Raw genomic sequence first — 16,110 nt, 5'->3', positions numbered from 1 at the left:
CTGGGTGTGACCGGCCAAACATCCAATTGAGAGACCTCGGTGCTGGGACTTGTCTGCCCTGGCATTATGACCTTCGAGGCCTAACCCGAGGCAACCGCCCCTGCCGAGCGTGCCTTGGATCTCCCTCTCGTCTTCTCCGGCAACCCATTCGCCAAGGCAGCTTTTCGCATTTCAACTGCCTTCGCCAAACGCGGGTCCTTCTTTGCAGCTTCGTAGGCCGGCAACACCGCTTCCATCCAAATGAGCATGCCTTCGGCCTTAAACACCACGCGGTCGGCGGCGCTGTAGACGGTCTGGGTAATGGCAGCAACCTCGCGCGACATCTTGTCGGCGCCGCTCACGCGATGGTCCAGGAGGGCGGATGCATATGCACCTTCGCCGAAATTCTCAAAGAAGCTCGTAACGGACCGACGCTCGTCATGAGGGCCAATCCTGTTGGGTAGCCCGACGATAGTAAGCAGATCCGGCCATCCCGGTTTGCGTCCCGCCAGGGCGTCGAGCGCGTGATTGAGGGAGGAAGGGGTAATCGCCTTGTCGAGGTGGGCCGGCACGCCATGATCGTTACGTTGTTTGGCAGCGAGAGCACGCACAACATACTTGTTGCGATCCTGCGGAAACGCCCAGGTCGAGACCGCGCCCAGCTGTTGCTTAGAGTATCGCGCCACTCTTTCGAGGATTTCGATCGCAATAGGAGGAACGCTCAGTTTGATTTCGCGCTTGTTTTTCACCTCTTCGGGTTTCCATGTATAGACGCGCCAACCAACACGTTCCGGCGCGGGATCAGGTACCCAGCGATCGGAGCCCAAGGCGAGCATGTTCACCAGCGCGGAACTCCGCTGGGGGATCATCCATGAAACCTGCAGAGCACCCAGGACCGCGTCGTTGTTATTGCCTCCCAAAGGCCTGACGGCCTCCAAAAGCGCAATCAGCATCCCGATCTGCGCCGGGGTCAGATAGCGCCCCGAGCGATCCTCCATTTCGTACTCGTGGGACAACGCCTCCCACCAGGTCGCGGTCGGCTCGAGACCGGTGAAGCGCCGCTTTTGCTTCAGTCCCCAGCGCAGGACCCGCTTTGCGAGATCGACATATTTTGCCCCAGCTGATGGACCTGAACCGCTGGCATCAATGAGGTCGCGAACCTCCTCAAGATCTTCGAGGCGAAGCTCCTTTACGAAGCGCTTCTTGAGCTCGGCATTTTCCGGCCGGTCTCGCAATCGCGTCTCAAGCTCGGTAACGGACGAAGGCGCAAGGCGCAGCTTGGTTGCTTCGTTGCGGCCACCGTCTTTCGAGCTTTTTGTTCGCTGCGCGTACTGAGTGATCAGCGTCTCGAACGTCCACAGTTCGCCCTTCAAGGCTTCAGCGCGGTCAACGGCGACAGCGACTGACTTTTCGTCGCCGCCCATCAACCTGGTTTCGATGACCGCGTCCGGATCGCGCCCGTTTTTGATCGCGAATATTGCTTCGGTTGCGATCTTCTTCACCTGAGCGAACGTGAAGTCTCCCACCGCGCCAAGCCGCCGCTTTACGACCGTGGATTTTTGACCTCGGACGCGCGTGCGGGCCTGGACGTAGTAAGCGACTTCTCCGCCCCTGACGCGGATGCTGAGGCCTCGGGGATTATCGATGGCGAACTGACACTCGACGTCCGCGTCGCGTTTCGCGCCGGCCTCGCTCAGCAAATCCTTGGTTAGCGCGTATCGCTTGTTTGCCATTTCCGTGGTCTTCGGGGATACATGGGGATACACCAATATGGAGACCCAAGGCCCGCCCCACAAGCGGTCGATTTTCGATGCCGCCATAACCTATTATACTGTCAACAAATTTTGCGTTTCACCTCCCTTCTGGCGATATCCTGTTTACAGGCAAGCGGTTTTGTAAACCGAAGGTCGGGGGTTCAATCCCCTCAGCCGGCACCATAGCATTATCTGGCCTGCCCCGGCTCACAGTTCACACCCCTTTAGCTCGCATCATTCCCATTACCAAACAGCGCGTTAGCGCAACTGTGCGCAAACGGTGGCCCAACGGCGACCCAAAACACCCTTGGCAGTGAGCTGGAACCACCGGTAGGAATGACGGTGGTCGCTGATTTGGGCGGCGCCAACCACCGCCATGGGGGACACCGGTCATGGGCAAGCGTGCGAAACCGCTAACGGATAAGGAGCTGCGCAAGCTCGTGCGCGACTTCGCGGATGACCGCGGGCTGCAAAAGAAGGGCTTCGGTGATGGGTTGATGTTCTTGATTGAGCGTACGAGCGAAGACCACGCGGCCACGAGATGGGTTTTCGAATATCGCTTCGGTGGCAGGCGGAAGTCGTTAGGGCTCGGCACGTACCCCGCCATCGGCATCGCTAAGGCCCGCGAACTGGCAGCCGGTCAGAAGGCGATACTGCGCGAGGGCAGAGACCCTTCCGCTGATCGCCGGTCAAAGCGCGATGCCGCCAAGTTCGCGCACCTGCACATCTTCGATGCGCTGGCTGACGAATGGCTCGAAAATCAGCGCAGCCTCAACGGCGGGCTCGACGCGCCGAAAGACCAGCGCAAACGATCCCCAGAAACGCTCGAAAAGCTGGCGTGGCTGCTGTCCCTCGTGCGCCCCCCGCTTGGCAAGCTAGGAGTTAGCGCTATCACGACGCAACAGGCAGTCGACGCAGTGGAACGCATCGGCGCCCGCGGTCAGCGTGACACGGCGCATCGGTGCCTCGCAACGCTATCGCGCGTCTTCTCGTTCGGCGCACAGCGCGGTCTCTGCGCCGTCAACCCACTCGGAGGTACCAAGCGAGGGGCCATCACAGTCAAGGGCGCGAAAGCAGTGCAGCACCACGCCAGCGTCACGGATAAGCGCGACGGCGACCGCGAAGGCGACGCAGCGCGACGGTTCGGCAAGTTACTGCGCGATGTGCGCGCCTACCATGGCGCCACACAAACGCGCCTTGCGCTCGAATTGCTTGCGCTGACCGGCCTGCGTCCGGGCGAACTGCGGCGGCTGCGGTGGGGATGGATTGATGCCGATACCGTTACGCTGCCTGCGGCAGTCATCAAAATGCGCAAGAGCCATACCGTCTATCTCAGCCGTCAGGCGGTCGTGCTGTTGCAGGAGCTTCGCCAACTGACCGGGTGGACGGCGGAAGCCGCTGAGCGCTTGGCTGCCGGCGCCGACTTCCTCTTCCCCTGCCAGCAACCCCGCCGCACGGTCGGGAAGGACGGGCAGCCGGTCAAGCGCTCACGGTATCGCACGCTATCGGAAAGCGCCATGAACTCGGCATTGCGGCGGCTGGGCTACAGCAACAGTGACCACGTTGGGCACGGCTTCAGGAGCGCATTCTCGACGTTGGCAAACGAAGCCCACGCTGCACGGGCCGACGTCATCGAGACCGCGCTGAACCACATGGACGAAGATGCGGTGCGCGACACGTACAACGATGCCGGTTACTATGGCGCGCGGCGCAAACTGTCGCAGTGGTTCGCCGACGAATGTGACCGACTGCGAGAGAACCGTCCGGTCAGCGGCGATAACGTCGTGCCCCTCAAGACAGCCTGACCGATCCTTCGATAACGGGCATGAAGCCCTAGCTGATCAGATCGCGTCGGACGGCGTAGCTATTCAGTTCGAGCGGGTTCAATAGTCGGTTAGGATGGACGGGAAGCAGATTGACGAAATCGAACCCGCTTTCGGTGATGGCCTGGATGCTCTGGGCCATGGTTGGGCTTTCCTGATAAAGGCGTCGAATGGCGATCTCGCTGGAAAGCCCCACAAAATTCGTAAGCCGCTGACCCGCTCCCCGGATCACCTCCAAGTCGAAACCCTGAGTGTCCATCTTCAGGAATGGTCGTGAAAAACTGAACCGCGAGACCAGATCATCGTAAAGACTGTCAAGACGCTGAACTTTGACTTCGACCACGGTCTCCACCTGATTTTGGCCGCCAAAGGCTCGATCCTCATCCTGCTTGGGCATCCGGAAGGACGAGAAGACGTCCACCTTCATCACATGAAGGGGCAACACGCCTTCTGCCTCGCCGAGTGCCACGTTGAAGGCATGCCAATTGCCGTCTGACGTGGCGACGTCCTGCAGTTGTCCAAAGGCAATCGGCCCAGGTTCGAAAGAGAGTATAGGCCCATGAAACCCACACGCCCTCAGAAGTTTGCCGAACTGCCCCTTGTTAGCGCCGACATCGAACACGCAATCGACGTTCAAAGCGTTCAGCAGGTTCCCTATGAAGCGCTTTTCGATCCATTCATCGATCCGCCCGGAAGGAATAATATCGGCCCCTAAGACCCGGCCCAAACCGTCCGCAACTCTACGTTTCACGCTCGGCATGCTTCTTCCTCCCGACTGTTTTGCAAACCCCGCCGAGATACAGCGCGGAACAGATTTGACGGAACCTGTCTCATTCCCAACGTCGAACACTTCAGGCAGGCCGTCGCTGGGGCGCCGTACACGGTCGCAGTTTGCGTCCTTGATGTGTGTTCACTGGATATCCGGCGCGACCGCGAGCTGCGCTCTCATCGGTTCACGCCCCCTCAGCGCTCTCGTCAACCATGCTCGCACGGGCTCGTCATACAACTTCAGCACGGCGAGCGCCAGCAAGGGAACGACTATGGCGGCCGCCACGACTGACGTTCGCGGTCGGAGGAAGCCAAGCGCCTCGTACCAAGTGTAAAATGGGTAGTGGAGAAGATATATCGGGTAGGAAAGTGCTCCACTCATGGCTGCAATTTTCGCGAGATTGCCAGTTGGAGCATTTTGGTACCCGAGCGCGATGACGGTCGGAAAGATGACAACGACGCATGCTGGGTCGTAATAGGCGCTGTTCGCATTTGCGCTTGAGTTGGGGGCGAAGAGCAACAGGATAGTTGCGACCAACACAAGAGGCGAAGTTCTTATCGTAGGAATTTTCCCAAGGGTGCTCAGTCTGAAGATTGCGACCCCAACAAAGAACGAGAATGATGTACGTGGGATACCTCCCCAAAAGAGGTCGTAGTAGACGCCGAGCGAGCCGACTGTCATCGCAGACTGCGCACAATAGACGAGCCAGAGCAGGCTTACGCCAATCACTGCCGCCAGCATGCGCAGCGTTAGAAATCGAGCGATGAGACCGTACAGGACATTGATCATTATTTCGAAGAACAACGACCAAGTCGGCCCGTTGATTGGAAAGGGTTGCTTGCGTGGTCGTGCGCAGAAGCACGGCAGTGTCGTCGTAAGTTAGGAGGCCGTAACCCGGGATGGGCATCAGTGCCGGGGTGTGTTCGTTGATGTCGGCGGGGTTGATGCTGGAAGCCGCGGCATTTGCGGCGTTGCGTTCGTCGCGCGCTCTCTTGCGGGCGGCATTAGCGGCGGTGGTCATACGCGAAGTCCTGTCCTAATCGGACCACCGGGGCGCCAAGGCGGTGGCCGTTCCGAACGCGAACACGTCCAGCCCATGCGGGCCAGAACTTCGGACTTCAAACTTGGGACTTCATTACTTCGGGATGCAGCGCGCGTTGCGCGGTCGAGTGCATGCCACGGAACCTCGGCGGCTGCCAGCAGCATTCTAAGAGCGAGACAATCTGTCGCAGTTATACACCTGAATAGAACATTGCATGGTACCATGAAAAATTGCAGCCATATCGATACCGCAGCCTGACCGGTTGGGCCCGATGCGGCAGGGTAGCGGCTTCGCGGCGACGGTGGTTTTGCTGGTTGGATCGATTAACCGCGCACAGCTATTTCAATAAAATCAAATCGATACCGGCATAGTTCAATCCTCAGCCGGCACCATCTTCCTGGCCGAATACTAACCTTCTCGCCTCATCCATCCGCCTTGACTGCGTCGGCGGCGCGATCGCGCAGCAGGGCGGCTTCGAGATCGATCACGATGTGGTGCAGCAGACGCGCGGCGAGCGGGTCCGTCACCTCCTGCGCCAAAATCCTGTAGCGGGCGATCTCGCTCTCACGCTCGTCGAAACCTGCATCTGTGACCATCGCTGCACCCTCCAGCAGAACTGACGCAAAGGGCCCGCAGATCGTTTCGCTAAAATTTTCCGATCATTTTTCATGGTTCACAGCTCGTAAATAATGTCGACTGGCGTTCGTCCCGCAGGAGGACAGTCCGGAGACGAGCACAAAAAAAACGGCCTCAGCATCTGGGGGCCCTGGTGGAGGCTTAATGCTGAGGCCGCACGTCCGCGCCGGTGTTGAAGCGGCACTCCGGCAAGCTGCTCCGCTTCGCGGGTTCCCGCACTTGCTTATGTGAATCCAGCTGCGCCCCGCTCACGCGCCGCGGGGCCTCCCCAACTTCACTTCCCCACCTCGAACGCCAGCAGCACGTTGCCGGCGGCGCCGCTCCATTGGCCGTAGCCGGAGTTGGTGTAGAGCATGCCGTCGACGATCACCGGGCCCGGGCCGTCGATCGCACCGCCTGACGCCGCAACGCCGTTGACGGCCTTGTAGTCGCGCGAGGTGTCGAACTCCCAAAGCAGTTTTGCATTCGCGGTCGCATAGGCGCGCAAGTAGCCGCTGACGCCGCCGGAGAACACGACGCCGGGAATGATGCTGATCGCGGCCGACAGCGCCGGGCTGCATTGCGGGCGCTCGCCGCAGGGCACCGGCGCCACCTCCATCGAGACCTTGCCACTCGCAAGATCGAGCGCGAACAGCCCGCCACCTTGCGTGGAGTCGAGCCGCCGCGTGCCGTCGCGCAGGAAGCGCACATCGGAGATCGCGACATAGATGCGGTCCTGGTCTGCGGCCGAGCCCCATTCGGTGCCGCCGAGCGGACCGCCCTTCCCGATCCGCGTCTGCCAGAGGATCTTGCCCTCGCTATCTGGATCGAGCGCGTGCACGACGCCGGACTTTTGGCCGATGACGAGGACGCGCTTGCCGTCGCGCAGCTTCACCAGGATCGGCGACTGGCCGAAATCATGGTCCGGCCCGTGTTCGTCAGGACAGTTGGTCTGGTCGGCGGTGAAGCAGGCCACGACGAAGGCATCCTTCGGCGACGCCTGCTGCTTCCAGAGCAGCCGTCCACTCGCAAGCTCAAACGCAAGCACCGCATCGCTGGTCGCTGCCGGCGGGTTCGAATAGGAATTGCTGGTTGCGACATAGATCGCTTTCCGCTCGATGTCGATCGTCGGCGCTGACCAGATGGCGGCGCCGGACGGACCATAGAGCTGCGTGCCGCGCACATTCCTCGTCGTCGGATGCGGCACCTCGGGGATCGTGTAGGCCTTCCAGATCAGCTTTCCCGTCGCAGCCTCCAGCGCGACGAGGCTGCCGCGGAACGTGCAGCATTCGTAATTCGGCTGCGATCCCGCCACCTCCTCGAGCGAAGAGATCGGCACGTAAAGCACGCCGGAATAAAGCACCGGCGAGCCGGTGATCCGTGCAGCCGGGTGCTCTTCAACATTCACTTTCCAGATCAGCGCGCCGGTCAGCGCATCGACGGCATAGACATTGGCGCGGCCATCGCCGAAGAATATCGCGAACTGATCCGTGCCCGGGACCTGCCCGAAGCTGATCGCCGCGCGGACCGCGAGGTCGGGTGCAAAGGTCCACACCGTGCAGCCGCTCTTCGCATCGAGTGCACGCACCTTGCGATCGGCGCCGCCGACGAACAACAGCCCGCCGGCGATCGTCGGCTGCGCAAAGGCGAGCGACGCGCCGGGAAATGCATACGCCCATTTCAGCGTCAGATGCGGCACCCGCTCGGCTGTCAGCCCGGCCATCCCGTCCGGCTGGAAGCGGCTGTTGTTGAGATCGGCGCCCCAGCCATTCCAGCGCGGCCCGTCGATGCTTCGCGGAAAGGCGGTGATGGCTTGCGTGCAACGGCCGGACGCGTCGGCCGCTGCAACCCCGCCGCTCGCGGCCACCTTGCCGGTGACGAAGGATGCGATGGCCCTGCGCTCGTCATCGCTGCGCCCCTGCGCCATCGCGGCCATGCTGCCGGTAGAAAGCGCGGCCAGCACGTGCTCGAATGACATCGCCTGCATCGCGCTGCGAGGCGGCACCCGGCTCTGCGCGTCGCTGCTGTCGTGGCACTGCGCGCAATGTGTTGCGTAGAGCGCGGCGCCATCCTGCGCGATGGCAGGAGCGCCGCAGGAGATCAGCAACAAGGCCACGATCGCGTTCAGCTTCATCGTTCCCCCCGGCAAGAGCAGCGAAGCGAAAATCCCGTCACGAAGACAATTGTAGTGCGAAGACGTCGAAGAGCGCAACCGACGTCGTCGGCGTGATCAGTCACACAGCCTTCGCAATGTCTCCTGTCTCACCGGAGAGATCGGCGAGCCGCCACAGCCCGAGGCTCTTGTCCCGCCAGCCGCCTCCGCCCTCCTCGCAACGCTCGTTGATCAGCTCCAGCGGCGCCGGCCAGCCGAACGGCGCCCGCTCGAGATTCAATGCGCGCCAGTCGCCATCTTCGCAATCGAGGTTGTCCTGCCATTCCGCAAACGTGGTGGCGAGGAGGAAACGCGCGCCGCTGGCGCGGAAACGCCCCAGGGCGCGGGAGATGTTCTGAAAGCTCAGATGCACCAGGCAATCCCGGCACAGGATGACATCGGCCCGAGGCAGGTCATCGCGCGTAATGTCGGCGCTGATGAAACGGCCCGGGAGCTCGCCCTGTGCGACCCGCCGGCGGTTGCCTTCTATCAGCGACGGCACGATATCGACGCCGATATAGTCGACATCGAGTCCGCATCCGCCGATCCAGCCTGCATCTCCGCAGGGCGCATCGAGCAGCGAACGCACGCCGAGCCGTCGGAGCAGAGGCGGCAGCGCTACCTTGATCGCGGCGGTGGCCGGGTCTTGGGAGCCGAGCCCCGACACCGAGGTCGAAGCGCCCCACAGATTGGTACGGACGATGCGCTCGAACCGTTCGGCGAGATCGAGACCGGCAAAGTTCTCGCGGTCGGCGACGAAGCGCTGGTGGGCGAGCACGGGCGGACGATCTGGGATCATCGGACAGGGCCTCGAGACAAATGCACGGTCAAATTTCGGTCGCAGGCGCACTATACAGGCGACGCTCCCCGATCGGAATCCTGAAGAGAGCTGAGCGATGATCACACGACGAACCACGCTCGCAGGTCTGGCCCTGCTCACGCTATCACCTGCCGCGCGCGCCGAGCCCGGTCATGACGCCGTGACGCGTCACGCCGCGGACGCATCCGGAAAACGCCCCGCCGTGATCCTGCTGCACGGCTCGCGCGGAATCGAGATCAAGCCGCTCGCCTATCAGCGATATGCGGACGCGCTGTCGACCAAAGGCATCGATGCCTATCTTCTCCGCTACATGACCGAGACCGACATTGCGGCGCTGCATTCGAAGACGAGCACCAAGGAAAGCCGCGAGGCCTATGACACGACGCGGTTCGATGGCTGGTCCGACACGGTCTCCGCGACCGTGACGAGCATCCTGGGCCGACCAGACAGTTCGGGGCGTGTCGGCCTCTTGGGCTTTTCGCTCGGCGGCTTCATCGCCGCCAACACCGCCGCACGCGATGCCCGCATCGCCGCGCTCGCGGTGCTCTATGGCGGCATGCCCGATGCGATGGCCGGCAAGGTCAAGCACCTGCCGCCGATGATCGAGCTACATGGCGAGGCGGACCAGAACGTTTCGATCGCGAACGGAAAGAGGCTGATCGCACTTGCGAAGTCCGTCGGTGCGGAGGCGGAGTTCGTGCCCTATCCCGGCAAGCCGCACGCCTTTGACTTCTCCGACACCGATCCGATGACGACGGATGCGATCGACCGCGTCAGCCGGTTCTTCCAGGCACGGCTCGCCAGCTAGACGATACAGCGCCCTCAAGCCGGCTTCTGCCACTCCATGATGTGGAAATACGGTACGCGGCGACGCAACGCGTTCCTTTCAGGATCCCCGCCGACAGGAGCGGGCTCGACGAACAGGCGTAGTGTCAGCCCGTGATCGAGCAGCAGCGTCATGTAGGTGCTCAGCGGACGGTACCAGTTCTGAATGCGGATGCCGCGCCAGGGGACCCAGACCGCGCGCTCGTCTGCGGCGCGCCTCCATTGCAAATGCTTGAACCTCCACCCGTAATCAAGCGACTTAATGGACCAAGCGCGATGGACAAATCAGTGGCCTACCGGGCGATCACCGATGAAGAGTTCGAGCAAGTCCTCACTTTGTGGGATTCCTACCGCATTTTGGAGCGCTTCCTGTCCGATTATTTGGCCCGAGGCGACGCGCCAGTGTCAGAATTCCTGCATGCGTATGCGGGAGAAACGATAGGCGGGCAGACGACGGACCCTGCGGCGCTATCTGACTATCTCGCCTCCGCGCGCAGCGTATTATGCTGATGCGCGATCACGCCAAGAGCGGAACGACGCCAATCCCATGCGCCCATATTCCAACCAGGAGAGAGCCAAGATCACCGCCGGTGCGATCGCGGCCGTCGTCGCGACTGGCATGCTGTTCGCGGTCGCGTTGGCTTTGCTGATCGGGACATAAGGTCTGCGGCGCCGGCGGCACAAGGCCGCCGGGTCACACCCCCCACACCTAACCGGCGCGCACCGTCGACAGGAATTTGCCGACTTCGAGCTTCAGCCGGTTGCTGTCGGTCGCCAGCATCTTCGCGGTCGAGAGCACCTGCGAGGAGGCCGAGCCGGTTTCGGCGGCGCCGCGCTGCACGTCGCCGATGTTCGAGGACACTTGCTGGGTACCGTGGGCGGCCTGCTGAACGTTGCGCGCGATCTCCTGCGTCGCGGCGCCCTGCTCTTCCACCGCCGCGGCAATCGTCGAGGACACTTCCGACAGCCGCTCGATGGTCGCCGAGATCTCGCGGATCGCCGTGACCGAGTCCTGGGTGGCGGTCTGGATGCCGGAAATCTGCTGGCTGATCTCGCCGGTCGCCTTCGCAGTCTGCTCGGCCAGCGACTTGACCTCGGAGGCGACGACCGCAAAGCCGCGGCCGGCCTCGCCCGCGCGCGCTGCCTCGATGGTGGCGTTCAGCGCAAGCAGATTGGTCTGGCCCGCAATCGTGTTGATCAGCTCGACGACGTCGCCGATCCGCGTCGCCGCGGTCGAGAGCTGGCTGACCCGCTCGGTCGTCGAGCGTGCCTGGCCCACCGCATCGATCGCCATCCGCGCGGATTCCTGCACCTGGCGGCTGATCTCGTTGACCGAGGACGACAGCTCCTCGGTCGCGGTGGCGACCGACTGGACGTTGCCGGTGGCTTCACCCGAGGCCGCCACGACGACCGACGTCAGCTGCTGCGCACGCTGCGCCGTGTTCGCCAGCGTCGAGGAGGACGCTTCGAGCTCGGTGGAGGCGGAGCCGACGGTGTCGATGATCTCGCCGACCGCGCGCTCGAAACCATCCGCAAGATTGACCATGTCCTGCCGACGTTGCGCGGTAGCCTGCCGCTCGACTTCCTCCTGCGCCTTCTTGAGCCGCTCGACCTCGACCGCGTTGGTCTTGAAGATCTCGACCGTCTTCGCCATCTCACCGATCTCGTCGCGACGGTCCTTCTCGGGCACATCGGCGGTGAGATCGTTCCTCGCCAACCCCTCCATCGCGAGCTTGAGGCGGGCGATCGGCTGCGACATCGCCTTGAGGCCGATGAAGAGTGCAATCATGACACCGAGCAGCAGGCCGCCCGCGCTGACACCGATCACGGTGCGGATCGAGGCGCTGGCCTCCGCGCCGAGTCCCTGCCTGCGCTTGGCAACCTGTTCGGCCGTCTGTGCGGCGAAGTTGGCGATATCGGAGAGCGCTGCATCCATCACCGGATCGCACTCCTTGTGGGCGCGGTCCGCCGCCTTCGCATTCTCCTCCGTGGTGCTCGCCTTGGCGCCGGCTTCGAGCACCGGATCGCAAGCGGCAAACACGCCCTTCAGCTTGTCGCCGATGGCGCGGATTTCGCCGGCACGGCCCGCATCCTCCTTGATCGCGGCTGCGAGGAAGCCGGCGATCTGATCGCGGTTCTCGCTCGCGGTCCTCAGGCGTCTGGCGTTGCCTTCCTCGGTGGTCTCGGTCAGCGTGGCATAGAGCGCGGCATGATAGGTTTCCGCCCGTCGCTGCGCACGGGTCAGGCCCAGCGCCGCCGCTTCGGCTTCCGTCAACTCCGAAAAACGATCGACCGTCGAAGAGAGCTGCACGGCGCTGAACGCGGCCACCCCGAGGAGTGCACAGCCAAGCACCGCAACGATCAGGCCGACTTTCAAGACAATCTTCAGATCATTCAAAAGGCGCATCACAATTCATCCGATTGGAGCCATTCGATAGCGTTCCCGGCACGGGACCCAATGGAACCCACGGACGTTAAAATTTGATACAATATGCCGCGCGTAAAATTACGGAAAAATAGCTTTTTGGGCCGGCTTTGTAAGCTTCGCGTAAGATTTCTATGGCTGCGGCGACATCGACCGGATCGAGCGCGACATGAAGGCAGTTTTCCCAAATCCCTTCCAGTCGGTGTGCTCGACGAGATCCCAGCCGAGCCGCTGATAGAAGCCCTCGGCGCCGATCGTGTAGAGAAAGATCCGCGCAAAGCCGCGCAGGCGGGCCTCTGCCTCGATCGCGCGCACCAGAACGGCGCCTGCCCCATGCCGCCGATGCTCGGGCGCCACGAACAATCCTGCAAGCCACGGGGAGACCTGGTGATTGGGCTCGATCTCGGAGGGCACCAGCAGGCAGGTGCCGACCGGCACCATCCCACGCTTGGCGATCAGGGCTACCTGCCGCGTCTGATCCGCCGCGAAGCGATTGAGCGTGCGTCGCTCCTGCTCAACGCTCGCCTCGAGCACCGAAAACGTCTCCGCGCGCCAGCGCGCACAGATGTCGATCTCGGGCGTGTCGGGGTTGACGACGTACGTCTCTATCTCGGCCATTTCCATCTCGGTCTTGGCGCCGATAAGAGCCGAGGCCACACGAATGCGCAAGCTGTGCAGGGAATGGCTACAGCCTGAACGCGAGCGCCGATCGATCTAGCTCAGGTCGGGGACGCTTCCGTCCCCTCCTCGTGGCGCTCCTGTGCGCGCGCAAGCTCATCGGCGAATTTGAGCACGAGGCGCCGCTTGTCGGGTGGCAGCAACAGGAAGGCGCGCACCAGGCTCAGGCCCTCGGCCTCTTCCGACCATTCATCCTTCGGTTTCATTGCCGCAGTTTCGGGCGATCGGGAAAAATATGCAATCCCCTGCAAGCATGCCTTGATTCGGAGCAGCCGGTTTGCTGGAATAGGGTGCGCGCAGAGGTAGACCATGAAGTGGATCAGGGAACGCGATGCGCTGATCGCGCAGACATTGGCCTTTGTTCAATCCGTGACCGGGCGGAAGGAGGAGTCGTTCCTGGCGGGGCCTGCTCCTGTGCCGCCTCCGACTGCCGTGGAGGTCACCTCCGTGGTGGTGATCGAAGACGTTCGTGAGGTCGACGAGCCGCCGCAAGCGGCGCCCCAGCCCTTCCAGCTCGCGCCGCCCAGGAGATCGGGCGATTTCCGCAGCGAAGTGCAGGCCAGGGTCGCCAATTTCCGCAAGCATCAGGAGCGTTTCGAGCGCGAGCGCGAGGAGTTTTGCCAGTCGACCCTCGCCAAGGTCAGGGATGCCATCCACAATCCCCCGCCCCGGCCGCCGGCCGGGAGCTCGAGCCATTAGAGCCAGGACCAGACCAGCAGCAGATTGGCCGCGCAGGCGCAAAACAGCGCCAGCGTGAGCGGCAGGAGCATGTGCTCGCAGGAGGTTTTCAGGCCGGTCGTCATGGCCAGAAACATCCGCTGATTCCAGCCGAGGAGTCCCAGGGATTCTTTTTTTTGGGATTCAGGACTCGTTTACGACTCACACCCCGACGCCTCGTTCACGGATCCGTGATCAGGCGCCGCAGGGTGAAGCCATGCTGAAACCCTTAATCCGCTCAAGCGTTAAGGCAGTTCCGAAAGGCAGAACCGATGCCCTACGCGCTGTTTTGCAACGACGCCCAACTCAGCAAGGCCTACCCAAGCGAGGCAGACGTCTGGAAAATTGCGCAGCAGAGCGGCCTGGTCGTTGATGTCGCCACCGACGAGGACAGGCCGGGGCCGCGCCGCATCCTGGACAATGACTACGAGATCAAGCCGTGCCTCACTGGTCCCGGCGAGGATCCTGCCAAGAACAAGGCGGACGCCGAGCGGCAATCTCGGTTGGAGCTGCAGTTCAATTCGTGAAGACGCGCATCAGGGCGTTGCGATCGCCAGAGATGCCTGCTCGCCCGACAGCACCACGCAGGCCTTGCGCCGATGCAGGCCGCGGATCGCGCCGGTGACCTTCAGCACCCGGCCGAGGCCGCAGGAGAAATCCTGCACGAAAGCCACCTCATAGGGCGCCAGGACCAGCGGTTCGGATTTGAGGATCGTCTGTGCCGAGCACGGCAGCGTGACGAATAACGAGATCACCACCGACGCCAAGATACGCATGTTCGTCATCCCACCCAGCCCGGCAATCACATAATAACGCGCGCCGGCGCGCGTGTTCCGTAAGTGGCAAAAATTATTTTTGCTTTACCGCTAGCCCATGACGCTGGTGAGACCGGCTCCGCAAAAAACAAAGACCGGCGAAGCCGGCCTTTGCAGTCTGTCGTTTGCTGCCTGCGGATCAGTAGCGCGTAGCCGTGGGACCGCCCCAGCCGAAGCGGTAGTTCACGCCGACCTTGACGGTATGCTCGTCGTCGCGGCCGCGGACGCCGACGACGTCGGCGGGGCCGGCGGTGACGGTGGTGCTGCCGAAATTATAATATTGGTACTCGGCCTTGGCCGACCAGTTCGGCGCGAACATGTATTCGAGGCCGGCACCGACGGTGTAACCGTCCTTGTTGTTGCCGGTGGTGGTGACTGCGGTCGGCACGCCGCCGACGCTGGCGCCGAAATTATTGTTGCGCCAGGCGTAGCCGCCCTTGGCGTAGACGAGCGCCGGGCCCCAAGTATAGCCGACGCGGCCGGTGACCGAGCCGAGCTGGTCGGTGTTGGAGGTCACGAGCGTGTTGGCCGGAAACAGGACGCCATTGTTGTTGGACGGCAGCCAGGAGTACTGGGCCTCGAGACCGACCACCCAATTGGGCGCGAACTGGTAGTCGAAGCCGCCCTGCACACCGCCCAGGAAACGGGCGTCGCTCGACTGGAACGTGTTGTCGCCGGCAAACGCACCGCCGACATGGCCGCCGATGTAGAAGCCGGTCCAATTGTAGATCACCTGCGGCGGCGTATAGGCCGGAGCCTTGGTGTAGGGCCGCGCCGGTATGTCGGCTGCGGCGGCTGGCGCTGCCAGCGCGAGCACGGCAGCTGCGCCAAGCAAGAACGTCTTCATGGATGATCCCCGTTATCTCGAATTCACCCTCAGCAAACAACGTGGCCTGAATTTGGTTGCTTCGCGGCGATGCCGGAGCCTTGATCCCTGGGTGCCGTGACGAGGCCGCAACAACGGCTTTTTGTTCCTCGGCGTTCCCTCGTCACGACAGATTTTTTCGCTCGCGCGCACACTGCCGTAACGATTTGTCGCAAGGAAAAGCAACCCCGTTCAAGGCTCCCCGAAATGTGATCAACGGCTTCCGGCCGCCCCTGTCCTAGCAGGCGTCTGTGAAGACGTGCTTTGTGCTACCGCGTCATCTTTTCCAGTTCTGGAAAGGGTGCGTAAACCGCACCCGCGCACATTTCGCCGGCCCGTTCGATGACCCGGTCGGCGCGTCCGTTGACATAGACGATCGCCCGCTCGCGCATGCTCCTGTAACTGGCGTCGCTCTCGCGCGGGGTGAAGTGCAGGCAGCTCACATAAAACGGCCGGCCGCCGACCGTTCGCAGCACCGGATCCGCCATGGCAGCATCGCGTACACCGACCGGATCGTTCAGATAGCTATGCATGATGGCGAGCGCCTCGCTGCGGAAATTGTCCGGAAACGGCTGTTGCACTGGATTTCCCGCATCGTCCACCAGGGACGGCCGGCCGCCGTCGCTGCCGAAACAGGCCGCAAGCACCAGCGGCAGTACCAGGACGCTCGCGCGTTTTGCCAATCCCCCCACGACTCCCCTCTCTCGACCGGACGCAAAGCTGTTCTAGCCGCAAGGTCGCGCCGAGGGAATTCGCTTCTCGCCACCAAACGGCTTAACCGGCCCGCCACCATCGCTCACGCTTTCGCGAGGCAATGGCAGTAGGGCCGGA

Annotated in this window: 18 protein-coding genes; 5 read left to right on the top strand and 13 right to left on the bottom strand. The window is 62.6% G+C overall.

Going from position 1 to position 16,110, the window contains the following annotated elements:
• Positions 1-80: 80 nt before the first annotated feature.
• Positions 81-1,712: a hypothetical protein gene (locus SO156_RS30840; RefSeq protein WP_498537378.1), complete on the bottom strand. Its 1,632-nt coding sequence runs from the start codon at positions 1,710-1,712 to the stop codon at positions 81-83.
• A 413-nt stretch (positions 1,713-2,125) separates the two neighbouring features.
• Here SO156_RS30840 and SO156_RS30835 point away from each other — a divergent pair, with 413 nt between their 5' ends.
• Positions 2,126-3,538 carry a tyrosine-type recombinase/integrase gene (locus SO156_RS30835; RefSeq protein ID WP_498537377.1) on the top strand — a complete coding sequence of 471 codons (1,413 nt, stop codon included), beginning with the start codon at positions 2,126-2,128 and terminating at the stop codon, positions 3,536-3,538.
• A gap of 28 nt (positions 3,539-3,566) precedes the next feature.
• Here the strand turns inward: SO156_RS30835 and SO156_RS30830 are convergent, their stop codons facing one another.
• From SO156_RS30830 to SO156_RS30810, 5 genes are all read right to left on the bottom strand, one after another.
• A complete protein-coding gene (locus tag SO156_RS30830; RefSeq protein WP_498537376.1) occupies positions 3,567-4,316 on the bottom strand; it encodes an FkbM family methyltransferase in 750 nt (249 codons plus the stop codon).
• Positions 4,317-4,466: 150 nt separating this feature from the next.
• Positions 4,467-5,192, bottom strand: coding sequence for an acyltransferase family protein (locus tag SO156_RS30825; protein WP_498537401.1), 726 nt, complete (start codon positions 5,190-5,192; stop codon positions 4,467-4,469).
• Between the two features lie 597 nt (positions 5,193-5,789).
• On the bottom strand, positions 5,790-5,963 hold the full coding sequence (locus SO156_RS30820; RefSeq protein WP_458145570.1) for a hypothetical protein: 174 nt from the start codon (positions 5,961-5,963) through the stop codon (positions 5,790-5,792).
• A 314-nt stretch (positions 5,964-6,277) separates the two neighbouring features.
• A complete protein-coding gene (locus tag SO156_RS30815) occupies positions 6,278-8,116 on the bottom strand; it encodes an outer membrane protein assembly factor BamB family protein (RefSeq protein WP_498537375.1) in 1,839 nt (612 codons plus the stop codon).
• Positions 8,117-8,216: 100 nt separating this feature from the next.
• Positions 8,217-8,933, bottom strand: coding sequence for a class I SAM-dependent methyltransferase (locus SO156_RS30810; RefSeq protein ID WP_498537374.1), 717 nt, complete (start codon positions 8,931-8,933; stop codon positions 8,217-8,219).
• A gap of 97 nt (positions 8,934-9,030) precedes the next feature.
• On the opposite strand from SO156_RS30810, the gene SO156_RS30805 reads away from it, so the two are divergent.
• On the top strand, positions 9,031-9,762 hold the full coding sequence (locus tag SO156_RS30805; protein ID WP_498537373.1) for a dienelactone hydrolase family protein: 732 nt from the start codon (positions 9,031-9,033) through the stop codon (positions 9,760-9,762).
• 14 nt (positions 9,763-9,776) lie between these two features.
• On the opposite strand, the gene SO156_RS30800 is transcribed toward SO156_RS30805, so the two are convergent.
• Positions 9,777-10,007: a hypothetical protein gene (locus SO156_RS30800; RefSeq protein ID WP_498537372.1), complete on the bottom strand. Its 231-nt coding sequence runs from the start codon at positions 10,005-10,007 to the stop codon at positions 9,777-9,779.
• Between the two features lie 48 nt (positions 10,008-10,055).
• On the opposite strand from SO156_RS30800, the gene SO156_RS30795 reads away from it, so the two are divergent.
• Positions 10,056-10,289, top strand: a complete 234-nt coding sequence (locus SO156_RS30795) for a hypothetical protein (protein ID WP_498537371.1) — start codon at positions 10,056-10,058, stop codon at positions 10,287-10,289.
• 199 nt (positions 10,290-10,488) lie between these two features.
• Here the strand turns inward: SO156_RS30795 and SO156_RS30790 are convergent, their stop codons facing one another.
• The 3 genes from SO156_RS30790 to SO156_RS30780 all read right to left on the bottom strand — a co-directional run bounded on the left by SO156_RS30790 (position 10,489) and on the right by SO156_RS30780 (position 13,088).
• Positions 10,489-12,186: a methyl-accepting chemotaxis protein gene (locus tag SO156_RS30790; protein ID WP_498537370.1), complete on the bottom strand. Its 1,698-nt coding sequence runs from the start codon at positions 12,184-12,186 to the stop codon at positions 10,489-10,491.
• 150 nt (positions 12,187-12,336) lie between these two features.
• Positions 12,337-12,822 (bottom strand): GNAT family N-acetyltransferase, encoded by a 486-nt coding sequence (locus SO156_RS30785; RefSeq protein WP_498537369.1) that lies wholly within the window; start codon positions 12,820-12,822, stop codon positions 12,337-12,339.
• Between the two features lie 101 nt (positions 12,823-12,923).
• Positions 12,924-13,088, bottom strand: coding sequence for a hypothetical protein (locus SO156_RS30780; protein ID WP_458145562.1), 165 nt, complete (start codon positions 13,086-13,088; stop codon positions 12,924-12,926).
• A 103-nt stretch (positions 13,089-13,191) separates the two neighbouring features.
• Between SO156_RS30780 and SO156_RS30775 the strand changes: the two genes are divergently transcribed.
• The gene (locus tag SO156_RS30775; RefSeq protein WP_498537368.1) at positions 13,192-13,581 is read left to right on the top strand and encodes a hypothetical protein; all 390 of its coding nucleotides are present in this window, start codon (positions 13,192-13,194) and stop codon (positions 13,579-13,581) included.
• Positions 13,582-13,871: 290 nt separating this feature from the next.
• The gene (locus SO156_RS30770) at positions 13,872-14,126 is read left to right on the top strand and encodes a hypothetical protein (protein WP_458145560.1); all 255 of its coding nucleotides are present in this window, start codon (positions 13,872-13,874) and stop codon (positions 14,124-14,126) included.
• A 9-nt stretch (positions 14,127-14,135) separates the two neighbouring features.
• On the opposite strand, the gene SO156_RS30765 is transcribed toward SO156_RS30770, so the two are convergent.
• From SO156_RS30765 to SO156_RS30755, 3 genes are all read right to left on the bottom strand, one after another.
• Positions 14,136-14,375, bottom strand: coding sequence for a hypothetical protein (locus tag SO156_RS30765; RefSeq protein WP_458145559.1), 240 nt, complete (start codon positions 14,373-14,375; stop codon positions 14,136-14,138).
• A 178-nt stretch (positions 14,376-14,553) separates the two neighbouring features.
• A complete protein-coding gene (locus SO156_RS30760) occupies positions 14,554-15,261 on the bottom strand; it encodes an outer membrane protein (RefSeq protein ID WP_458145558.1) in 708 nt (235 codons plus the stop codon).
• Between the two features lie 287 nt (positions 15,262-15,548).
• Complete coding sequence (locus tag SO156_RS30755) at positions 15,549-15,971, bottom strand: hypothetical protein (RefSeq protein ID WP_458145557.1); 423 nt, start codon at positions 15,969-15,971, stop codon at positions 15,549-15,551.
• Positions 15,972-16,110 lie beyond the last annotated feature (139 nt).

It is taken from the genome of Bradyrhizobium sp. UFLA05-125, assembly GCF_059803515.1.
This window is presented reverse-complemented; position numbering and strand designations above follow the sequence as displayed.

Coding starts and splice junctions, on each gene's coding strand:
- SO156_RS30765 (WP_458145559.1), bottom strand. CDS start 14,375: ATGCGTATCTTGGCGTCGGTGGTGATCTCGTTATTCGTCACGCTGCCG.
- SO156_RS30760 (WP_458145558.1), bottom strand. CDS start 15,261: ATGAAGACGTTCTTGCTTGGCGCAGCTGCCGTGCTCGCGCTGGCAGCG.
- SO156_RS30785 (WP_498537369.1), bottom strand. CDS start 12,822: ATGGCCGAGATAGAGACGTACGTCGTCAACCCCGACACGCCCGAGATC.
- SO156_RS30780 (WP_458145562.1), bottom strand. CDS start 13,088: ATGAAACCGAAGGATGAATGGTCGGAAGAGGCCGAGGGCCTGAGCCTG.
- SO156_RS30795 (WP_498537371.1), top strand. CDS start 10,056: ATGGACAAATCAGTGGCCTACCGGGCGATCACCGATGAAGAGTTCGAG.
- SO156_RS30805 (WP_498537373.1), top strand. CDS start 9,031: ATGATCACACGACGAACCACGCTCGCAGGTCTGGCCCTGCTCACGCTA.
- SO156_RS30840 (WP_498537378.1), bottom strand. CDS start 1,712: ATGGCAAACAAGCGATACGCGCTAACCAAGGATTTGCTGAGCGAGGCC.
- SO156_RS30835 (WP_498537377.1), top strand. CDS start 2,126: ATGGGCAAGCGTGCGAAACCGCTAACGGATAAGGAGCTGCGCAAGCTC.
- SO156_RS30770 (WP_458145560.1), top strand. CDS start 13,872: ATGCCCTACGCGCTGTTTTGCAACGACGCCCAACTCAGCAAGGCCTAC.
- SO156_RS30820 (WP_458145570.1), bottom strand. CDS start 5,963: ATGGTCACAGATGCAGGTTTCGACGAGCGTGAGAGCGAGATCGCCCGC.
- SO156_RS30810 (WP_498537374.1), bottom strand. CDS start 8,933: ATGATCCCAGATCGTCCGCCCGTGCTCGCCCACCAGCGCTTCGTCGCC.
- SO156_RS30830 (WP_498537376.1), bottom strand. CDS start 4,316: ATGCCGAGCGTGAAACGTAGAGTTGCGGACGGTTTGGGCCGGGTCTTA.
- SO156_RS30775 (WP_498537368.1), top strand. CDS start 13,192: ATGAAGTGGATCAGGGAACGCGATGCGCTGATCGCGCAGACATTGGCC.
- SO156_RS30815 (WP_498537375.1), bottom strand. CDS start 8,116: ATGAAGCTGAACGCGATCGTGGCCTTGTTGCTGATCTCCTGCGGCGCT.
- SO156_RS30790 (WP_498537370.1), bottom strand. CDS start 12,186: ATGCGCCTTTTGAATGATCTGAAGATTGTCTTGAAAGTCGGCCTGATC.